The sequence below is a fragment of the Mycobacterium sp. NBC_00419 genome, from assembly GCF_036023875.1.
In the GTDB taxonomy this organism is placed as follows: domain Bacteria; phylum Actinomycetota; class Actinomycetes; order Mycobacteriales; family Mycobacteriaceae; genus Mycobacterium.
On sequence record NZ_CP107931.1, the window covers coordinates 1,904,576 to 1,921,362 of the forward strand.

A 16,787-nucleotide genomic window follows, 5' to 3' on the forward strand; every position below is an offset into this window, starting at 1 on the left:
GGGTGCTAGTAACGACGCGCGACAATCAGGGGGGTGGTGACGGTGTGGGCCAGCGCGGTGCTGACGGAGCCGAGCAGCATGCCGGCGAACCCGCCCCGGCCGTGACTGCCCACCACCAGAAGCTGCGCACTCTGGGCCTGCTCGGCCAGATAGCGCGCCGGCTGGTCGCGCACCACCACGCGATGAACGGTCACGTCCGGATAGTCCTCGGACATTCCGGCCAACCGCTGGGACAAGATCTCCTCTTCGCCCACCACGACCGCAGCCCAGTCCACGCCGGGCACAGCGAACAGGCTGTCGTCGCTCCAGGCGTGTACGGCGACGAGGTCGACGCCCAACCGCGACGCCTCGGCGAAGGCGAGTGCGGTGGCCTCGACCGATGCCGGTGAGCCGTCGACACCGACCACGACAGGCAGGTCCGCTGACGGCGTGGGGCCGTCGTGGATCACGGCCACCGGGCAGTGTGCGTGATGGATCAGTCCGGTGCTTGCCGAGCCGAGCAGCGTGCGACGGAACGCACCCATTCCTCGACTGCCGACGACGATCATCTCGGCGCCCTTGGACAGATCGATCAGGGTGGGAACCGGTGCGGCGTGGTAGATGTCGGTATCGGCGATGCGTGCCGACACCCCGGTTTCGGCGCTGATCTGCGCCACCAACTCGGTTGCCTCGCGCAGGACCTCGCGGGCCTGGGTGTCCTGCCACGCTTCGAACTCGGTCGGCACCGCAGGCATCACGTTGGTGATGGACGGCGCCGCGGCCACGTGCACCAGCCGAAGCGGCGCGTTACGTCGGCCGGCCTGCGCGGTGGCCCACCGGACCGCGGCATTCGATGATGCCGAACCGTCCACTCCGACGACGATCTCACCGGGAGCCGACGGGTTGTGCACCATCTGTGTCCTCCCCGCTCGCCGTGGCCCTAGCCGACCATGTCGATAACGACAATCCCTGCTCACCGGTGCCGGCCGCCAGTCAAGTTAGACCCCTCCTGACAAGGCGTTGGTCAGGTGTTTTTGGGACCAAAGTCCCTACCAGCCGGGGACGCTTCCAGGCTCTACTGCGGTGTGATCAAGGTGTTCCTGGTCGACGACCACGAAGTGGTGCGTCGCGGCTTGGCCGAACTCCTCGGCAGCGATCCCGACATCAGCGTCGTGGGTGAGGCAGGCACGGTGACCGAGACACTGGCCCGCATTCCCGCCGCACGTCCCGACGTCGCGGTGCTCGATATCCGGTTGCCCGACGGCAGCGGGATCGATCTGTGCCGGGAACTGCTGGCCACCAACGACGAGTTGCGCTGCCTGATCCTGACCTCGTTCACCGACGAGCAGACGATGCTGGACGCGATCCTGGCCGGCGCCAGCGGCTACGTCGTCAAAGACATCCGCGGGATGGAACTGGCCCAGGCCATCAAGGCGGTGGGCTCAGGAAAGTCGTTGCTGGACAACCGCGCTGCGGCCGTGCTGATGTCGCGGCTGCGCCGTGACACCGAGAAGGACGAAAGGCTGCGCGACCTGTCGGCCACCGAACGCACCCTGTTGCAGTTGCTCGGCGAAGGCCTGACCAACCGGGAGATCGGCCAGCGGATGTTCCTGGCGGAGAAGACGGTCAAGAACTACGTATCGCGCCTACTGACCAAGCTGGGCATGAGCGGACGAACCCAGGCTGCGTTGTTCGCCGCAGAGACATTGCGCCGCAGCGATGTTTGAGACCGACGTCCGCGACGGACTCATCGACGCGATGCTCGCGGTGGCCTCCGGGCTGGAACTCGAGCGCAAGCTGCACACCATCGTCCACACGGCCATGGGATTGGTGAATGCCCGCTACGGCGCACTCGGCGTGATCGGCACCGACCCCCAGCCGGTGCTGGAACGGTTCGTCTTCGAGGGAATCGACCAGGCCAGCGCCGAGCGGATCGGACCGCTGCCCACCGGCCACGGCATGCTGGGGGTTCTCTTCAATAGCCCGAAAGTTATTCGGGTCGATGATCTTTCGATGCACCCGTCGTCGATCGGCTTTCCCGCCAACCACCCGCCGATGCGTAGCTTCCTCGGCGTTCCGATCCGGATCCGCGAGCAGGTGTTCGGCAACCTGTATCTGACCGAGAAGGCCGACGGCGCCACCTTCACCGAAGCCGACGAGCTCCTGGTGCTGGCGCTGGCCGGGGCGGCAGGCATCGCCATCGACAACGCCCGCCTCTATCAGGCCGCCAACACCCAGCAGCTGTGGATCGAGGCCACCCGCGACATCAGCACCCAACTGCTGGCCGGCCACGATCCCGACGAGGTGCACCGCGAGATCACCGTGAAGGCGGTGGCTTTGACGGGCAGCGAGTTCAGCTTCCGCGTGACACCCGACGAGTCCGGCGACCTGGTGATCATCGACTCGACCAGACAAGACCTGCTGGGCCGCCGGGTCGCCAAGTCAGGGACGACGGTCGGGCTGGCGTTCTCCGACTGTATCGCCATGCGGGTCAACGACTTTCGTGACATCGGCGAGCCTAGCGGTTCAGCCCTGGTCCTTCCGATGTGCGAGCCGAGCACCGCGACCAGCGTGCTGGTGTGCGTCGCGCCGCCGGGCAGGAACTTCACCGAGAGCGAGCTGGACATGGCGGGGGCCTACGCGTCGCAGGCGGGCCTGGCACTGCACCTGGCCAACGCCCAGCGGCGGATGCGCGAACTCGACGTGCTCACCGACCGGGACCGCATCGCCAGGGATCTGCACGACCACGTCATCCAGCGGCTGTTCGCCGTGGGACTGTCCCTGCAGGGTGCGCTGGGCGCCGACGCGGCCGACGGAACCCGTCGGGTCACCGGTGCCCTGGACGACCTCCAAGAGGTGGTCCAGGAGATCAGGACCGCGATCTTCGACCTGCACGGTGGCTCGGTGACCCGGTTGCGCCAGCGCATCGAGCAGGCGGTCACCCGGATGACCGCGGACTCACCCGTGCGCCCGGCGGTGCACATCAGCGGGCCACTGTCGGTGGTCGACGGGTCGCTCGCCGACCATGCCGAGGCGGTGGTGCATGAGGCCATCTCCAACGTCGTGCGTCACGCCGGCGCCCGGTCGGCGACGGTGTCGGTGACCGTCGACGACGACCTGACCATCAGCGTGACCGACGATGGTGTCGGCATCGGCGCGGACATCACCCGCAGCGGCCTGGCCAACCTGGCCGCCCGCGCTCACGACTGCGGCGGGCAGTTCCGCATCACCGACCAGCCGGGCGGTGGGACCCGCCTGGTGTGGTCAGCCCCACTTCCCTGACCGGTTCAGGCCGAGATCTCAACGACGGGTTGCTGCGCGAACTGCGCGCGGCAGTACCGCTCGACGAACAGCGGGACGAACTCGCGGATGCGTGCCCCCTCGAAACGGCGGTGAGCGGCCTCGACGGTCTCGGTGATGACGTGGTCGGGGGTGTAGGGAAACTCCTCGGCCAGACGCACGACCACCTGTGCCATCTGGCGTTGCTCTTCGCCACCGTCCACACCGGACATCATCGATCGGAATATACCGATTGCGCAACCGTCGAAAGGTGATCTCGGCGACAAAAAGGTGACAGGTCCGTTAACGGAAGGTGCCGGTGGCTCAACCGGTCCCGTCCGGTGCGCAGCCGTCAGCAGGGTCGGTTACAGTTCGCCCGTGACCCCACTGAGGAGCCGCGACGCCAGCGTCGAACCGCTTTCTGAATCGGCGAATCGGCAACAGGCCGAACATTTGCGAGAGATGCTGCTGGCACAGTGTCAGGAGCTCAACGCCGACCTCCTCACCTACGGCGCGGCGCTGGAGCGCTACCAGCGCCGCGGCGAACAGACCCAGGCCCGCCGGATCCGGGGCATGATCCGGACCGCCGAACGTGAGCGCAGCGCCGTCCAGGATCTCATCGCCGGACTGGAGAAACGGTTTCTCGACAGCGCAGCCGTGCGGCCGCAACCGGCGGCAGGCCCGGTGCGACACCCGGTCAACCGGGTGCATCCCTATCCGAGTCCGCACCGGGTGATCCGGGCCGCCCGCTAGGCCGGGGAGAACACCGCCACGAACCTGTCCAGCGACTCCTTGATGTCGCTGCGCAGCGCGCCGGCCACCAGCATGCCGATCGGCCCGAACAGAGCCGCACCGCCCAGGTGGACATCCATCGTCACCACCGAGGAGTCGGCGTCCTTGTCGTGCGGCCGCACCTTGCCCATCAGTTTGACCTTCACGCCGCCGACACCGGTCCCGTTGAGCGTCATCGCCTCCGGCGGCTTGAAGTGGACGATGGTCCACTTGACCCGGTTGGGCATGCCCTTGACCTCGACAATGGACTCCACCTCGGTGCCCTTGTCGAGAGTTTCAGGCAGCTTGGAGCGCCACACCCGGTGAATGGTCAGCCATTCTTTGTACCGGCTCAGGTCCGAGGCATGCTCCCAGGCCTGCTCGGGCGGTAACGGAACGTCTACGGATACAGAGAGTTTCGCCATATATCAGGTCTGCTGGTCGCCTTTGTCGGTCACATTCTTGGCAGCCTCCGAGGTCTTGTCGACGACGTTCTTCGCGGTTTCCTGAACCTTGTCGACGGCCTCTTTGAACTTGCCTTGCGTCTTCTCGTCGATGAGGTCGCCGGCCTTGTCGATCGCCGCTTCAACCTTGTCGGCGTTCTCGCTCAAGACTTCCTTGGCTTTGTCGAGGAATCCCATTGGTCAGCCTTTCATCCATCACCAGGGTGCACCCCTGGTCAATCTTGCACGGTAGGCCCGGATCGCCACAAAATCCGCGGTTCGGCCAGCACGCGGCCCTGAATCCACCACAGCGCCTCGATGATTCCCGCCGCGAGCAGGCCGATCCCCACCGCAGTCGAGGTGACAGCCACATTCGACGGGTCCAGCATGAACTTCTCCCGGGCCAGCGGTATGGCGAAGATCACCACGTAGGACAGGCCCGAGAGCACGACCAGGGCGACCCGCCACCACGAGTACGGACGGGCGACAACGGCGAGCACCCACACCGCCCCGATCAGCAGGGTGATCAGTGCGGCGGTGGAGGCCTGGGTCTGCTCGACGGTGGTGGCGCTGTCGCGGTAGGCGATCACGTAGGACACGAAGGTGGCGAGCCCGATCACCACCCCGGACGGCAGGGCCGAGGCCATCACCCGCTTGACGAACCCGGTGTGCGCGCGTTCGTTGTTGGGTGCCAGCGACAGGATGAAGGCCGGGATCCCGATGGTGAACCAGGCCGCGATGGTCACATGGATGGGCTGGAACGGGTACAGCAGCGGGTCGGTGCCGAACAGCTTGGACGACAAGCCTGCCAGCCCGACGAGAAGCGCCAGCAGCACCGAGTAGACCGTCTTGGTGAGGAACAGGTTGGAGACCCGCTCGATGTTGCCGATCACCCGCCTGCCCTCCCCCACGACATAGGGCAGGGTGGCGAACTTGTTGTCCAGCAACACGATCTGGGCGACGGCACGCGAGGCCGGGCTGCCGGAACCCATGGCCACGCCGATGTCGGCGTCCTTGAGCGCGAGGACGTCGTTGACACCGTCGCCGGTCATCGCCACGGTGTGATCGCGGGACTGCAGTGCATGCACCATGGCCCGCTTCTGGTCGGGGCGCACCCGCCCGAAGGTGGTGTACTCGGCCATGGTGTCGGCCAGTTCGTCCGGCTCCGATGGCAGGTGCCGGGCGTCCATCGTCTCGCCCTGCAGGCCGAGCGAACCGGCCACCGCCCCGACCGAGACCGCGTTGTCTCCGGAGATCACCTTCACCGAAACCTGCTGGGAGGCGAAGTAATCCAAGGTCTCGCGGGCATCGGGCCGGACCCGCTGCTCCAGGACCACCAGCGCGACGGGAGTGACACGCCCGGGCGCTTCGGGGCTGTCGACGCGCAGATCGCTGGAGCCGAGCAGCAGCACGCGAAGTCCGCGCGAACCGATCTCCTCGGCTTGCGCGGCGGCGGGCGAGTGCGGGTCGAGCAGCACGTCGGGCGCACCGATCAGCCAGTTGCCGTGCTCGCCGTAGGAGGCTCCGCTCCACTTCGTCGCGGACTTGAACGGCGCCGTGGCGGTGGCGGTCCAGCCCGGCGGATCGGGATACGCCTCGCCGATGGCCAGCATGCTGGCATTCGGCTTCGGGTCGTCGGCAACAAGGGCGCCAAGCACTTTCGCGACGATTTCGGGCTTCACGTCGTCGGTCACCGATGTCACGTCGGACAGCCGCATCCCGTTCTCGGTGAGCGTGCCCGTCTTGTCCGCACAGACGACGTCAACGCGGGCCAGCCCCTCGATGGCGGGCAGTTCCTGCACCAGGCACTGGCGTCGCCCGAGCCGGACCACCCCGACGGCGAACGCGATCGACGTCATCAGCACCAGACCTTCGGGCACCATCGGCACCAGCGCGCCCACCATGCGCAGCACCGACTCCCGCCAGCCGACTCCTGTGGTGAACAGCTGGGTGTAGATGGTCAGCAGGCCGGCCGGCCACAGCAGATAGGTGATGAACTGCAGGATCTTGTTGATACCGGAGCGCAGTTCGGACTTCACCAGGGTGAACTTGCTGGCCTCCTCGGCCAGGCGGGCGGCGTAGGCCTCGCGGCCGACCTTGGTGGCACGGTATGCGCCGGTGCCGGCAACGACGAAGCTGCCCGACATCACCGCCGCCCCGACGTCTTTGGCGATCGGATCGGCCTCGCCGGTCAGCAGTGACTCGTCGATCTCCAGTGTCGAGGCCTCGAGAAGCTCACCGTCTACCACGATCTGGTCGCCTGGCCCGAGTTCGATGACGTCGTCGAGGACCACCTCGTTGGGCGCCAACGCGGCGGTGCCCGACTGGCGGCGAACGGTGGGTTTGGCCTGCCCGACGATGGCCAGGCTGTCCAGTGTCTGCTTGGCCCGCAATTCCTGGATGATGCCGATGCCGCTGTTGGCGATGATGAGCAGCCCGAACAACCCGTTGATCAGGGAGCCGGTGGCCAGCACGATGAGCAGCAGCACGCCGAGAATGGCGTTGATGCGGGTGAAGACGTTGGCCCGGACGATCTCGCTGACGCTGCGCGACGCGCGGCCGGGTACGTCGTTGGTCTTGCCTTCGGCGACCCGGGCGGCGACCTCGGCGTCGCTCAGCCCGGCGGTGATGCTGACACTCATCGCTGCCCACTCTCTTCGCGCAAGCGGCTCATCGCTGCCCATTCTCTTCGCGCAAGCGGCTCATCGGACCCACGTCCCCATCTTCTCGTCGTCGTAGTACTCCAACGTGAGCTTGTCGCCGTCGAACCGTGCCGCGGAAACGCTTCCCGGCGGGGAGTTTTCGTCGACGAAGCTCAGGGCGAACACGTCACCGTCCCAGTGCTTGAGCTCGTAGGTCTGCGGTTTCGGGCCCAGTGAGATGGTGAGCTTGCCGTCCTTCTCGGCGACGACGGCCGGGCCCCAGAAACTGTTGGCGTAGCTGCCCGCGTAGCCGGCCAGGGGTTTGGCCGGTGCCGGATTGGCCGGGGGTTGCTTACCCGACAGCGAGCCCACCGGTTTGTCCATCTCGGCGAAGGCGTCGCCGTAGAGCTTGCGCCAGTCTTCGCGCACCTCGCCGAACTGGACGAGGTCGGCGAACTCGGCCGTCAGCGTCTCGGCGACACCGGTCGGGGTGGCATTGGTCAGTGCCACGATCGCGACGTCAGCCGAAGGGATGATGACGAAGTTGGTTCCCGTCCCGAGTTCGAAGGCCCCCGAGTGGCTGATCTGGGTCCGCGCCGCCGACGTCGTGCCCACATTGAACCCGTAGCCGTAGAACCCCGAGCGCATGGCGGGCTCGCTGGGCGGACTGGAGACGATCTGCGGGGTGACCGCGGGCAGAAGGGCCTCGGGGGCGACGATCTGCTGACCGTTGTAGGTGCCGTTGCCCAGCATCATGGCCAGCCAGTGCGTCAGATCGTTGACCGAGGAGCTGACGCCTCCGGCAGGTGCCTCGGGATCGGCGTCGCGCTTGTAGCGCGGCGCGTAGCTGCCGTCGATGCGGATGTGGCCCAGCGCCTTGTCGCCGCGGGCTTCGAAGTCGGCGAAGCGCGAGCTGGTCGAGGCCATGCCCAGCGGGCGGTAGAGCACCTCGTCGCTGAGATCCTCCCAGGACTTGCCCGACGCGACGGCGACGGCCTCGGCCGCGGCCGTGAGCCCGAAGTTGGTGTAGGCGTAGGAAATTCGGAACGGATCCAGCGGGTAGTCGCGCAGCCGCTCGAGGACGTAGCGGCGGTCGTAGCCGAGGTCCTCGAGTTTGTCACCGGCATGGTCGGGCAGGCCGGACCGATGCGAGTACAGGTCGCTGACGGCCACCATCTTGGTGACCGCGGGGTCCGAGAGCGCAAACCAGGGCAGCTTGTCGACCACCGGGGTGTCCCACGTGATCACCTTTTTGCCGACCTGGTGAGCCACCACGGTGGAACCGATCGACTTGGACACCGACGCCAGCTGGAACACGGTGTCCGGGTCCACCTTGTTCGCCGGGTCGTCGGCGGGCCTGGTGGCGTCCTTGACGCCGAAACCCTTGGCGTAGATCGTCTTTCCGCCGTGCACGACGGCGACGGCCAGTCCCGGGATTCCCGACGACTTCAGGAGGTCGGCGGCGATGCCGTCGAGCTTGGCGACGGCGTTGTCGACGGCGTTGTCCGGCAGCGCCATTGCCGGCACCAGCGGCGGCGGCACGTCCGACGGAACCTTGCTTGCCTCCGGCTTGGTGGGGTTGCTGCTACACGCGGTCAGCGCGACCAGTAAGACGACGAGCGCGGCACGCCTTGCCAGTGCGGTCATGGCTTGCACCGTAGTGCGTTAAGGCCGCCACCACTGTTCTATCGCCGGTGACGTCGCCGGGAGCACTCGTCCGCCCGGCTTGGGAACCGCCACCTCGACCCCGGCGCCGTCGGCGGCCGCCAACAGCCGTTCGACCGGCTCGGCCCAGGGGTGTGGTGCGAGCCGGAACGTGCACCAGTGGATGGGGACGAGCAGGCCGGCGTCGGTGACGTCGCGGTGGGCCTGCACGGCCTCTTCGGGGTTCATGTGGATGTCGGGCCAGGACTTGTTGTAGGCGCCGATCGGCATCAGCGTCAGGTCGAACGGTCCGTGGGCGGCCCCGATGTCGGCGAAGCTGCGGGTGTAGCCGGTGTCGCCGCCGAAGTAGGCGCGGTGGCGCGGCCCGATGATCGCCCACGACGACCAGAGCGTGGTGTTACGGGTCAGGAACCGGCCGGAGAAGTGCCGTGCCGGGGTGCAGACCAGGGTGAGCTCACCAATTCGGGTGTCCTCGTTCCAGTCCAATTCGATGACCCGGTCAGCGGGGATGCCCCACTGCCGGAGGTGGGCGCCGACGCCGAGCGGCACCACGAACGGTGCCCGCTGGGTGCGGGCCAGCGCCAGGCAGGTGTCCATGTCGAGGTGGTCATAGTGGTCGTGGCTGACCACCACCGCGTCGAGGGCGGGCAGCGCTTCCAGGGGCGCAGGTACCGGGTGCAGCCGCTGCGGGCCGACGCTGCGCGACGGCGAGCACCGGTCACTCCAGATCGGGTCGGTGAGCACCCGGTACCCGTCGATCTCGACCAGGGCGGTGGAGTGGCCCAGCCAGCTGACTGCCAGCTCCTCGGCGGGTAGCGGAGCAGGCGGGTCATCGAGCGGGATCGTGGTCTGCGGGCGGCTGGCCGCGCGGCTGGAGAGCATGTCGAACAGGACCAGGCGGTTCTCTTCGGCGTCCAGGCGCATCGGCGAGGCGGGGTCGATGTTGTGGAACACCCCGTCGCGGTAGTGCGGCGAGCGGTCGCCGACCGCCCGGATGGCGCCGGGACCGGCACCCAGCGAGGCGGGGGCGTCGTTCAGCGCGCGCAGGACGAATCCGCCGGTGGCCAGCGACGCGGTACCGGCGGCCAGCTTCAGCGCCGCCTTTCCGGAGGGCAGGAGCGACGCGACCCGGGGCAGGCCGGGCACAGCTAGGCCCCCTGGAACTTGGGGGCACGCTTCTCGATGCGTGCCACCTGGGCCTCGATCACATCCTGACTCCCCCACGCCTTGTCGAACAGCTCCTTGTGGACCGGACCCTGCTCTTCGTAGGCGCCGTCGTCGTTGAGCACCCGCTTGGACCACTGCACCGACAACGGGGCCAGCCCGGCGATCTCGGCGGCCCAAGCCTGGGCGTCGGCGAGGTCGCCGATCCGGTTGGCCATACCGGTCATCAGCGCGGTCGGCGCGTCGAGTTTCTCGGCGGCCAGCAGCATGCCGCGGGCGCGCCCGTGCCCGACCAGCGAGCTCAGCCGGCGCACGCTCCAGTTATCCAGGGCCAGACCGTATTTGGCGATCGGAAAGTGGAAGTAGGCATCCGGCGCCACCACCCGCAGGTCGCAGATCATCGCCAGCTGCACACCGGCGCCGATGGCGGGGCCGTTGATCGCGGCGATCACCGGGACCGGTACCGCGTCGATGGCCTTGTTCAGGGCGATCGCCTTGTCCGGGAAGTCAGCGGCGAAAACGTCGCCCGAGAGATCAGCACCCGCACAGAACACCGTGCCCTGCCCGGTCAGCACGATGGCCCGCACGTCGTCGGCCGCCGCCTTCTCCACCGCCTCGCGCAGTGCGTCGCCGAGCTCGGAGTTGAGCGCATTGCGGCGCTCGGGGCGCTGCAACTCGATGGTCGTTACATCACCCACGCGGTTGACACCGATCATGGATCCCAGACTACTGGCCCGTTAACCTGCCCTTGTGAGCCGGATTGGGGCTACGGAACTGCGTGACGCCGTGCTGGACGGCGGGTCGTTCCAGAGCTGGGACCACGCGCCGCTGGCGGTGCCCACCGACGACGAATACGCCGCCGAGCTCGCCCAGGCGCGCGCGGCCACCGGGCTCGACGAGTCGGTGCTGACCGGTGAGGGCACCGTGTTCGGGCGCCGGGTTGCGGTCGTGGCCTGCGAGTTCGACTTCCTGGCCGGCTCGATCGGGGTGGCAGCGGCCGAGCGGATCACCGCCGCGGTCGAACGGGCGACCGCCGAAGGATTGCCGCTGCTGGCATCGCCGAGTTCCGGCGGCACACGGATGCAGGAGGGGACGGTCGCCTTTCTGCAGATGGTCAAGATCGCCGCCGCCGTCACCCGGCACAAGCAGGCCCATCTGCCGTACCTGGTGTATCTACGCCATCCCACCACCGGCGGAGTGTTCGCCTCGTGGGGGTCGCTGGGCCACATCACGGTCGCCGAACCCGGGGCGCTGATCGGCTTCCTGGGACCCAGGGTGTACGAGCACCTGTACGGCGAGCCGTTCCCGTCCGGTGTGCAGACCGCCGAGAACCTGCTGCGCCATGGCGTCATCGACGGTGTTGTGGGCATCGAGGCGCTGCGGCCCACCCTTGATCGTGCGTTGAGCGTCATCACCGACACCCCGGGCCAGCCGCCCGATGCCGTGGCGACGCCGCCTGTTGCGGACGTCCCCGCGTGGGATTCGGTCGTGGCCTCGCGCCGCCCGGACCGGCCCGGCGTGACCTGGCTGCTACGTCAGGGCGCCACCGACCGGGTGCTGCTGTCGGGCACGCACGGCGAGGCGGCCACCACGGTGCTGGCGCTGGCCCGCTTCGGTGGCCAGCCCGCCGTCGTCGTCGGCCAGCGTCGGATAGTCGGCGGTGTCGTCGGCCCCGCCGCCCTGGCCGAGGCCCGCCGCGGCATGGCGCTGGCCGCGAGCCTGCAACTGCCGCTGGTGCTGGTGATCGACACCGCGGGCCCGGCGCTGTCCGCCGACGCCGAACAGAACGGCCTGGCCGGGGAGATCGCCCGCTGCCTGTCCGATCTCGTAACGCTGGACACCCCGACGGTCTCGGTGCTGCTCGGTCAGGGCAGCGGCGGACCCGCGCTGGCGATGGTTCCCGCGGACCGGGTGCTGGCCGCCCAGCACGGCTGGCTGGCGCCGCTGCCACCCGAGGGCGCCAGCGCGATCGTCTTCCGCGACACCGAACATGCACCGGAACTGGCTGCGGCGCAAGGTATTCGGTCGGCCGATCTGCTTCGCAACGGGATCGTGGACGAAATCGTGCCGGAATATCCCGACGCCGCCGACGAACCCGCGGAGTTCGCCCGCAGGATGGCTGCGGCCATCGCCCGCGAACTGCACATGCTGCGGGCGCGACCTGCCGGCGACCGGTATGCCGAGCGGCTGGCCCGGTATCGCCGAATCGGCCTGCCGAGTTAGCGCCACCTCAGAGCGAGGACTCTGCTCGGCGCCGAGCGGTGAGTCGGGCTGGCGAATCGTTGCACCCGCCGAGTATCCAACCGCGGTGTAACGCTTTCACGCCAGACCTGCACCACCGACGTACGCGCCAAGAGGAGCACAGATGAACGAACGCGCCGGAAAGACCCGATGATCCGACCCGCCACCGCCCACGATGTCTCAGCGATCGCCGAGATCGCAGTTGAATCAACTCTTTTCGCCGCCGGCGACGTGGGAATCGTGTCCGCGATGATGACAGAGTATTTCGGGGGGAACATGGCGCAATCCCACGGCTGCGTTGTGGCAGACACCGGCGACGGACCACACGCGGTCGTCTACTTCCGGCCGGCGGAGGAAACCGACCGGACGTGGTATTTGACAATGATCGCGGTGCGGCGGGGCAGGCAACGAACGGGACTTGGAGCGGCTCTCATGCAGCATGTGGAAGGCGTGCTGCGCCGCGGCGGAGAACGGCTGCTCCTAGTGGAGACCTCAGCCACGGCAACCTTTGACGGAACGCGGGCTTTCTACCGCAGACTCGGCTACGCAGAGGAGGCTCGGGTGCGCGACTACTACGCCGAGGGCGACGATATGGTCCTGTTCCGCAAAGCGCTCGCCAGCGTGTGAGCAGTTCCACAACACCCCGAATGCCCAGGCGACTTACGCCAGCGACTCGATCCAGGCCCGGTGCAGGGCGGCGTAGCGGCCCTCGCCATCCCCGATGAGCTCGGCAGGCGTGCCGTCCTCGAGGATGCGGCCGTGCTCGAGGACGAGCACCCGGTCGGCGACCTCCACGGTCGACAGCCGGTGGGCGATGATCAGCGCCGTCCGGTCGGCCAGCACCGTGCGCAGCGCGCGCTGCACCAGCCGCTCGCTGGGAATGTCGAGCGACGACGTCGCTTCGTCGAGGATCAGCACCGCCGGGTCCGCCAGGAACGCGCGGGCGAATGCAATCAACTGCCGCTGTCCGGCCGAGAGCCGTCCCCCGCGCTTGGCCACATCGGTGTCGTAGCCGTCGGGCAGCGCGTCGACGAAGGTGTCGGCTCCGACCGCCGCCGCGGCAGCACGTACCTCCTCATCGGTGGCCGACGGCCGGCCGAACCGGATGTTGTCGGCGACGGTTCCCGAGAACAGGAAGTTCTCCTGGGTGACCATCACCACGTGGCGGCGCAGGTCGCTCTGGGAGACGTCGCGCAGGTCGACGCCATCCAGGGTGACCGCACCCGCGGTGGGGTCGTAGAACCGCGCGATGAGCTTGGCAATGGTGGTCTTGCCCGCGCCGGTGGTGCCCACGAGAGCGACGGTCTGCCCCGGCGGGATGGTGAGGTTGAGCCCCGGCAATACCGGGCGGTCCGCGACGTAGCTGAACTGCACATCACGCAACTCGACGCCGCCACGGACGCGGTCCAGCGTCACCGGATCGGCGGGGTCGGCGATCCCGGGCTTCTCGGCCAGCACCCCGGCGAGCTTCTCCAGGGCCGAGGTGGCCGACTGGAACGTGTTGAAGAACTGGGAGATCTCCTGCATCGGTTCGAAGAACATCCGCAGGTACAGCAGGAACGCGGCGAGCGTCCCGATCGTCATCTCCCCGTTCAGCGCCCGGTAGCCGCCGTAGAGCAGCACCACGCCGGTGGTGAGGTTGCCGACCAGCTTGACCCCGGGCATGAACACCGCCAGCAGCTGGAAGGTCCGTTCGTTGACCTCCCGGTACTGATCGGCGACGTCGTCGAAGATCTCCTGGTTGCGCGGCTCCCGGCGGTAGGCCTGCACAGCCTTGATACCGGTCATCGTCTCGACGAACTGCACGATCACCAATGCCGCGCTCTCGCGCACCTTGCGGTAGGTCTTCGCCGACTCAGCCGAGAACCACCACACCAGGCCGACCAGAATCGGGAAGGCAGCCAGGCACATCAGGCCGAGCCGGACATCAAGGGCCACAAGCAGTATCGCGGTGCCGAACAACGTCAGCACAGCGGTGATCAGGCTGTCGAACCCGGTCTCCAACATGTCCTGGATGGCCTCGACGTCGTTGGTCAGCCTGGCGACCACCCGCCCCGAGGTATAGCGGTCGTGGAAGGCCACGTCGAGGCGCTGAAAGTGGCGGAACACCCGGCGGCGCATCTCGAGCAGCACCCGCTGGCCGATGCGCCCCGACCGGCTCAGGAAGATCAGCCGGCTGACCGCCTGCAGCACCACCACACCGCAGAGCGTAGCGACGACGATGACCAGTTCACGCGACGAGCCGCCGGCCAGTAGCGGCGGGATCGCGTGGTCGATGCCGCGCTGAACGAGCAGCGGGACCGACAGCCGGGCAGCGTTTTCCACGATGACCACCAGGGCGAGCAATCCGACCGTGGCACGGTAGGGCCGCAGCAGGGAGCCGAGTAGCGCGCGGGCCTCGCGCCGGCGCGGCACCGCCTCGTCGATCGGCAGGTCGTCGGGCTCTTCGTCGAGCTTTCCCCGCCACTCGGTGGCCGTCATCGCTTGCCGCCTTCGGAGGCGACGTAATCGACTGGAAAGCGCGATGATTCACGTTCACCGCGCGACTCGTCGTAAGCGTGGCCCAACCGCTGGCGGTCGTCGTCGCCCTCCCAGTCGGGTTGCGGTTCGCAGCCGTCGTCGAGTTCGTCGTCGGCGGCCAGCAGGTAGCGGTAACGGGGCACGCTCGCCAGCAGTTCGGCGTGGGTGCCGACATGGGTGATGGTTCCCCGATCCAGCAGGGCCACCTTGTCGGCCAGCAGCACAGTCGACGCGCGGTGGGCCACCACCACTGCGGTCACCCCACCCAGCACCCGCTGCAGAGCCTCGGTGACCGCGGCCTCGGTGTGCACGTCGAGCGCGGACAGGGTGTCGTCGAGTACCAGGATGCGCGGTGCGGCCAGGATCGCCCGTGCCAGCGAAAGTCGTTGCCGCTGACCGCCCGACAGGCTCATCCCCTGCTCGCCGATCCGGGTCTGCAGGCCGAACGGCAGGTCGTAGACGAAGCCGGCCGCCGCGATGTCGATGGCCCGGGCCAGCTGGTCGTCGGTCGCCTCGGGCCTGCCCAGCCGCAGGTTCTCGGCCACCGACATCGAGAACAGCGTCGGGTCCTCGAAGGCGGTGGCGACCACCGCCCGCAACACCGGCAGGGGCAGCTCCCGCACGTCGATGCCGTCGATGCGGATCGAGCCCTCGGTGACGTCGTAGAGCCGGGGCAGCAGCGCCGCCAGCACCGACTTGCCCGAACCGGTGGCGCCCACCAGCGCCAGCGTCTCACCGGGTTCGACCGTCACACTGACGTGCCGCAGCGCCCAGGTCTCGGAGTCGGACCCAGACTCGGGGAAGCGGAAGCCGACGTCGACGAGTTCCAGCCGGCCTCCCTGCGGTACGTCGGAGCGGGCGCCGTCGGTGATCTCGCGTGGGGCGTCGAAGATCTCGGCGATCCGGTTGGCCGCCGTCATCGACTCCTGCGTCATCGACAGCAGGAATCCCAGCGAGGCGATCGGCCACACCAGCGACAGCATCATCGTGATGAACGCGACCAACGTGCCGAGGGTGACCAGTCCGTGGCCGGCGGCATAGGCGCCGAATCCCAGCACGACGATCAGCGTGAGGTTGGGGATGACCTCGAGCATGGTCCAGAACTTCGCCGAGACGGCGACCTTGCGGACCTGGGTGTCATAGAGCATGCCGGCTTGCTCGTCGAAGCGGTCGAAGACGTAGTCCTCACGGCCGAACGATTTCACCGCACGCAGACCCAGGGCCGACTCCTCGACGTGGGTGGCGACGTGGCCGGCCTGGTCCTGGGCCAGCCGGGACAGCCGGGTGAAGGAGCGCTCGAAGTGCAGAACGATCAGGGTGATGGGCACGATCGAGACCAGCACGACCACACCCAGCGGCCAGTACATCGCCAGCAGAATGCCGGTGACGACGGTGATCTGCATGATGTTGAGCATCAGGAACACCAGGCCGAATGACAGCAGCCGCCGAATCGTGCTCAGGTCGTTCATCATTCGCGACAACAGCTGACCCGACTGCCAGCGCCCGTGGAACGACATCGGCAGGACCTGCAGACGTGCGTAGAGGTCCTTGCGGATATCGGCTTCCACGCCCATCGTGGCCCGGCCGACCAGCCAGCGGCGGACGAACCACAGCACCGCCTCGGAGATCCCGACGGCCATCGCCGCCGCCCCCAGCACCCACAGGCCGTGCCGATCCTGGTGCCGCACCGGACCGTCGATCACCGCCTTGGTCATCAGCGGGATCGCCACGGTGGCCCCCAGGCTGGTGATCGCGACGACGATCATCGCGATCCAGCGGGTGCGGTAGGGCATCAGATACGGCATCAGCCGCAACAGATCGGAGACTGCGCGCGGATGCGGACGGGCAGCGGCGATCGCCGGGACCGGACGCGCAGCACCCGGTTCCTGGGTCAGATCGCCCAACAGTCCGTCTCCCTCGTCATCGACCGCCGCTGAACCCGGCGCGTCTGGCAACAACGCCGCGGTCGACCCCCTCATTCCGATGATCCCACGGCGTGCAATCCGATATCGGCTGCCACATGGGCCACGCTAGAACCTCAACCACCGTTGAGGTCAACCGCGGTCCTGGACTCGCACCGTGT

The 16,787-nt window shown here is 68.0% G+C and carries 15 protein-coding genes; 5 read left to right on the top strand and 10 right to left on the bottom strand.

The window, feature by feature from the left end:
- Positions 1-5: 5 nt before the first annotated feature.
- Positions 6-893, bottom strand: a complete 888-nt coding sequence (locus tag OG976_RS08825) for a universal stress protein (protein ID WP_328360674.1) — start codon at positions 891-893, stop codon at positions 6-8.
- Between the two features lie 171 nt (positions 894-1,064).
- On the opposite strand from OG976_RS08825, the gene OG976_RS08830 reads away from it, so the two are divergent.
- Together OG976_RS08830 and OG976_RS08835 are read left to right on the top strand one after the other, a co-directional pair.
- Complete coding sequence (locus OG976_RS08830) at positions 1,065-1,706, top strand: response regulator transcription factor (RefSeq protein ID WP_328360677.1); 642 nt, start codon at positions 1,065-1,067, stop codon at positions 1,704-1,706.
- Complete coding sequence (locus tag OG976_RS08835) at positions 1,699-3,261, top strand: GAF domain-containing sensor histidine kinase (protein WP_328360680.1); 1,563 nt, start codon at positions 1,699-1,701, stop codon at positions 3,259-3,261. Before OG976_RS08830 ends, OG976_RS08835 begins: the two co-directional genes overlap by 8 nt.
- A gap of 5 nt (positions 3,262-3,266) precedes the next feature.
- On the opposite strand, the gene OG976_RS08840 is transcribed toward OG976_RS08835, so the two are convergent.
- A complete protein-coding gene (locus OG976_RS08840) occupies positions 3,267-3,494 on the bottom strand; it encodes a three-helix bundle dimerization domain-containing protein (protein WP_328360683.1) in 228 nt (75 codons plus the stop codon).
- A 142-nt stretch (positions 3,495-3,636) separates the two neighbouring features.
- On the opposite strand from OG976_RS08840, the gene OG976_RS08845 reads away from it, so the two are divergent.
- Positions 3,637-4,011, top strand: coding sequence for a hypothetical protein (locus OG976_RS08845; protein ID WP_328360686.1), 375 nt, complete (start codon positions 3,637-3,639; stop codon positions 4,009-4,011).
- Here OG976_RS08845 and OG976_RS08850 read toward each other — a convergent pair.
- The 6 genes from OG976_RS08850 to OG976_RS08875 are packed head-to-tail and all read right to left on the bottom strand — an operon-like array spanning position 4,008 to position 10,659.
- The gene (locus OG976_RS08850) at positions 4,008-4,454 is read right to left on the bottom strand and encodes a type II toxin-antitoxin system Rv0910 family toxin (protein WP_328360689.1); all 447 of its coding nucleotides are present in this window, start codon (positions 4,452-4,454) and stop codon (positions 4,008-4,010) included. The two genes, OG976_RS08845 and OG976_RS08850, sit on opposite strands and share 4 nt — an antisense overlap.
- Positions 4,455-4,457: 3 nt before the next feature.
- Positions 4,458-4,670: an antitoxin gene (locus tag OG976_RS08855; protein ID WP_328360691.1), complete on the bottom strand. Its 213-nt coding sequence runs from the start codon at positions 4,668-4,670 to the stop codon at positions 4,458-4,460.
- A 38-nt stretch (positions 4,671-4,708) separates the two neighbouring features.
- The gene (locus OG976_RS08860) at positions 4,709-7,114 is read right to left on the bottom strand and encodes an HAD-IC family P-type ATPase (RefSeq protein ID WP_328360694.1); all 2,406 of its coding nucleotides are present in this window, start codon (positions 7,112-7,114) and stop codon (positions 4,709-4,711) included.
- A gap of 60 nt (positions 7,115-7,174) precedes the next feature.
- Positions 7,175-8,761: a serine hydrolase gene (locus tag OG976_RS08865; protein WP_328360697.1), complete on the bottom strand. Its 1,587-nt coding sequence runs from the start codon at positions 8,759-8,761 to the stop codon at positions 7,175-7,177.
- A gap of 18 nt (positions 8,762-8,779) precedes the next feature.
- Entirely contained in the window at positions 8,780-9,916 is a 1,137-nt protein-coding gene (locus tag OG976_RS08870; protein ID WP_328363316.1) for an MBL fold metallo-hydrolase, read from the bottom strand.
- Between the two features lie 11 nt (positions 9,917-9,927).
- The gene (locus OG976_RS08875) at positions 9,928-10,659 is read right to left on the bottom strand and encodes an enoyl-CoA hydratase (RefSeq protein WP_328360700.1); all 732 of its coding nucleotides are present in this window, start codon (positions 10,657-10,659) and stop codon (positions 9,928-9,930) included.
- A 34-nt stretch (positions 10,660-10,693) separates the two neighbouring features.
- Between OG976_RS08875 and OG976_RS08880 the strand changes: the two genes are divergently transcribed.
- Positions 10,694-12,166 (top strand): carboxyl transferase domain-containing protein, encoded by a 1,473-nt coding sequence (locus OG976_RS08880; RefSeq protein ID WP_328360703.1) that lies wholly within the window; start codon positions 10,694-10,696, stop codon positions 12,164-12,166.
- 168 nt (positions 12,167-12,334) lie between these two features.
- Entirely contained in the window at positions 12,335-12,811 is a 477-nt protein-coding gene (locus OG976_RS08885; RefSeq protein WP_328360706.1) for a GNAT family N-acetyltransferase, read from the top strand.
- A gap of 33 nt (positions 12,812-12,844) precedes the next feature.
- On the opposite strand, the gene OG976_RS08890 is transcribed toward OG976_RS08885, so the two are convergent.
- A complete protein-coding gene (locus OG976_RS08890; protein ID WP_328360709.1) occupies positions 12,845-14,665 on the bottom strand; it encodes an ABC transporter ATP-binding protein in 1,821 nt (606 codons plus the stop codon).
- A complete protein-coding gene (locus OG976_RS08895; protein ID WP_328360712.1) occupies positions 14,662-16,683 on the bottom strand; it encodes an ABC transporter ATP-binding protein in 2,022 nt (673 codons plus the stop codon). Before OG976_RS08895 ends, OG976_RS08890 begins: the two co-directional genes overlap by 4 nt.
- Positions 16,684-16,787: the final 104 nt, after the last annotated feature.

Bases quoted from the DNA above. Each gene is read 5' to 3' on its own strand.
- OG976_RS08825 (WP_328360674.1), bottom strand. From the start codon at position 893: ATGGTGCACAACCCGTCGGCTCCCGGTGAGATCGTCGTCGGAGTGGAC.
- OG976_RS08835 (WP_328360680.1), top strand. From the start codon at position 1,699: ATGTTTGAGACCGACGTCCGCGACGGACTCATCGACGCGATGCTCGCG.
- OG976_RS08840 (WP_328360683.1), bottom strand. From the start codon at position 3,494: ATGATGTCCGGTGTGGACGGTGGCGAAGAGCAACGCCAGATGGCACAG.
- OG976_RS08850 (WP_328360689.1), bottom strand. From the start codon at position 4,454: ATGGCGAAACTCTCTGTATCCGTAGACGTTCCGTTACCGCCCGAGCAG.
- OG976_RS08855 (WP_328360691.1), bottom strand. From the start codon at position 4,670: ATGGGATTCCTCGACAAAGCCAAGGAAGTCTTGAGCGAGAACGCCGAC.
- OG976_RS08860 (WP_328360694.1), bottom strand. From the start codon at position 7,114: ATGAGTGTCAGCATCACCGCCGGGCTGAGCGACGCCGAGGTCGCCGCC.
- OG976_RS08865 (WP_328360697.1), bottom strand. From the start codon at position 8,761: ATGACCGCACTGGCAAGGCGTGCCGCGCTCGTCGTCTTACTGGTCGCG.
- OG976_RS08875 (WP_328360700.1), bottom strand. From the start codon at position 10,659: ATGATCGGTGTCAACCGCGTGGGTGATGTAACGACCATCGAGTTGCAG.
- OG976_RS08885 (WP_328360706.1), top strand. From the start codon at position 12,335: ATGATCCGACCCGCCACCGCCCACGATGTCTCAGCGATCGCCGAGATC.
- OG976_RS08890 (WP_328360709.1), bottom strand. From the start codon at position 14,665: ATGACGGCCACCGAGTGGCGGGGAAAGCTCGACGAAGAGCCCGACGAC.
- OG976_RS08895 (WP_328360712.1), bottom strand. From the start codon at position 16,683: ATGAGGGGGTCGACCGCGGCGTTGTTGCCAGACGCGCCGGGTTCAGCG.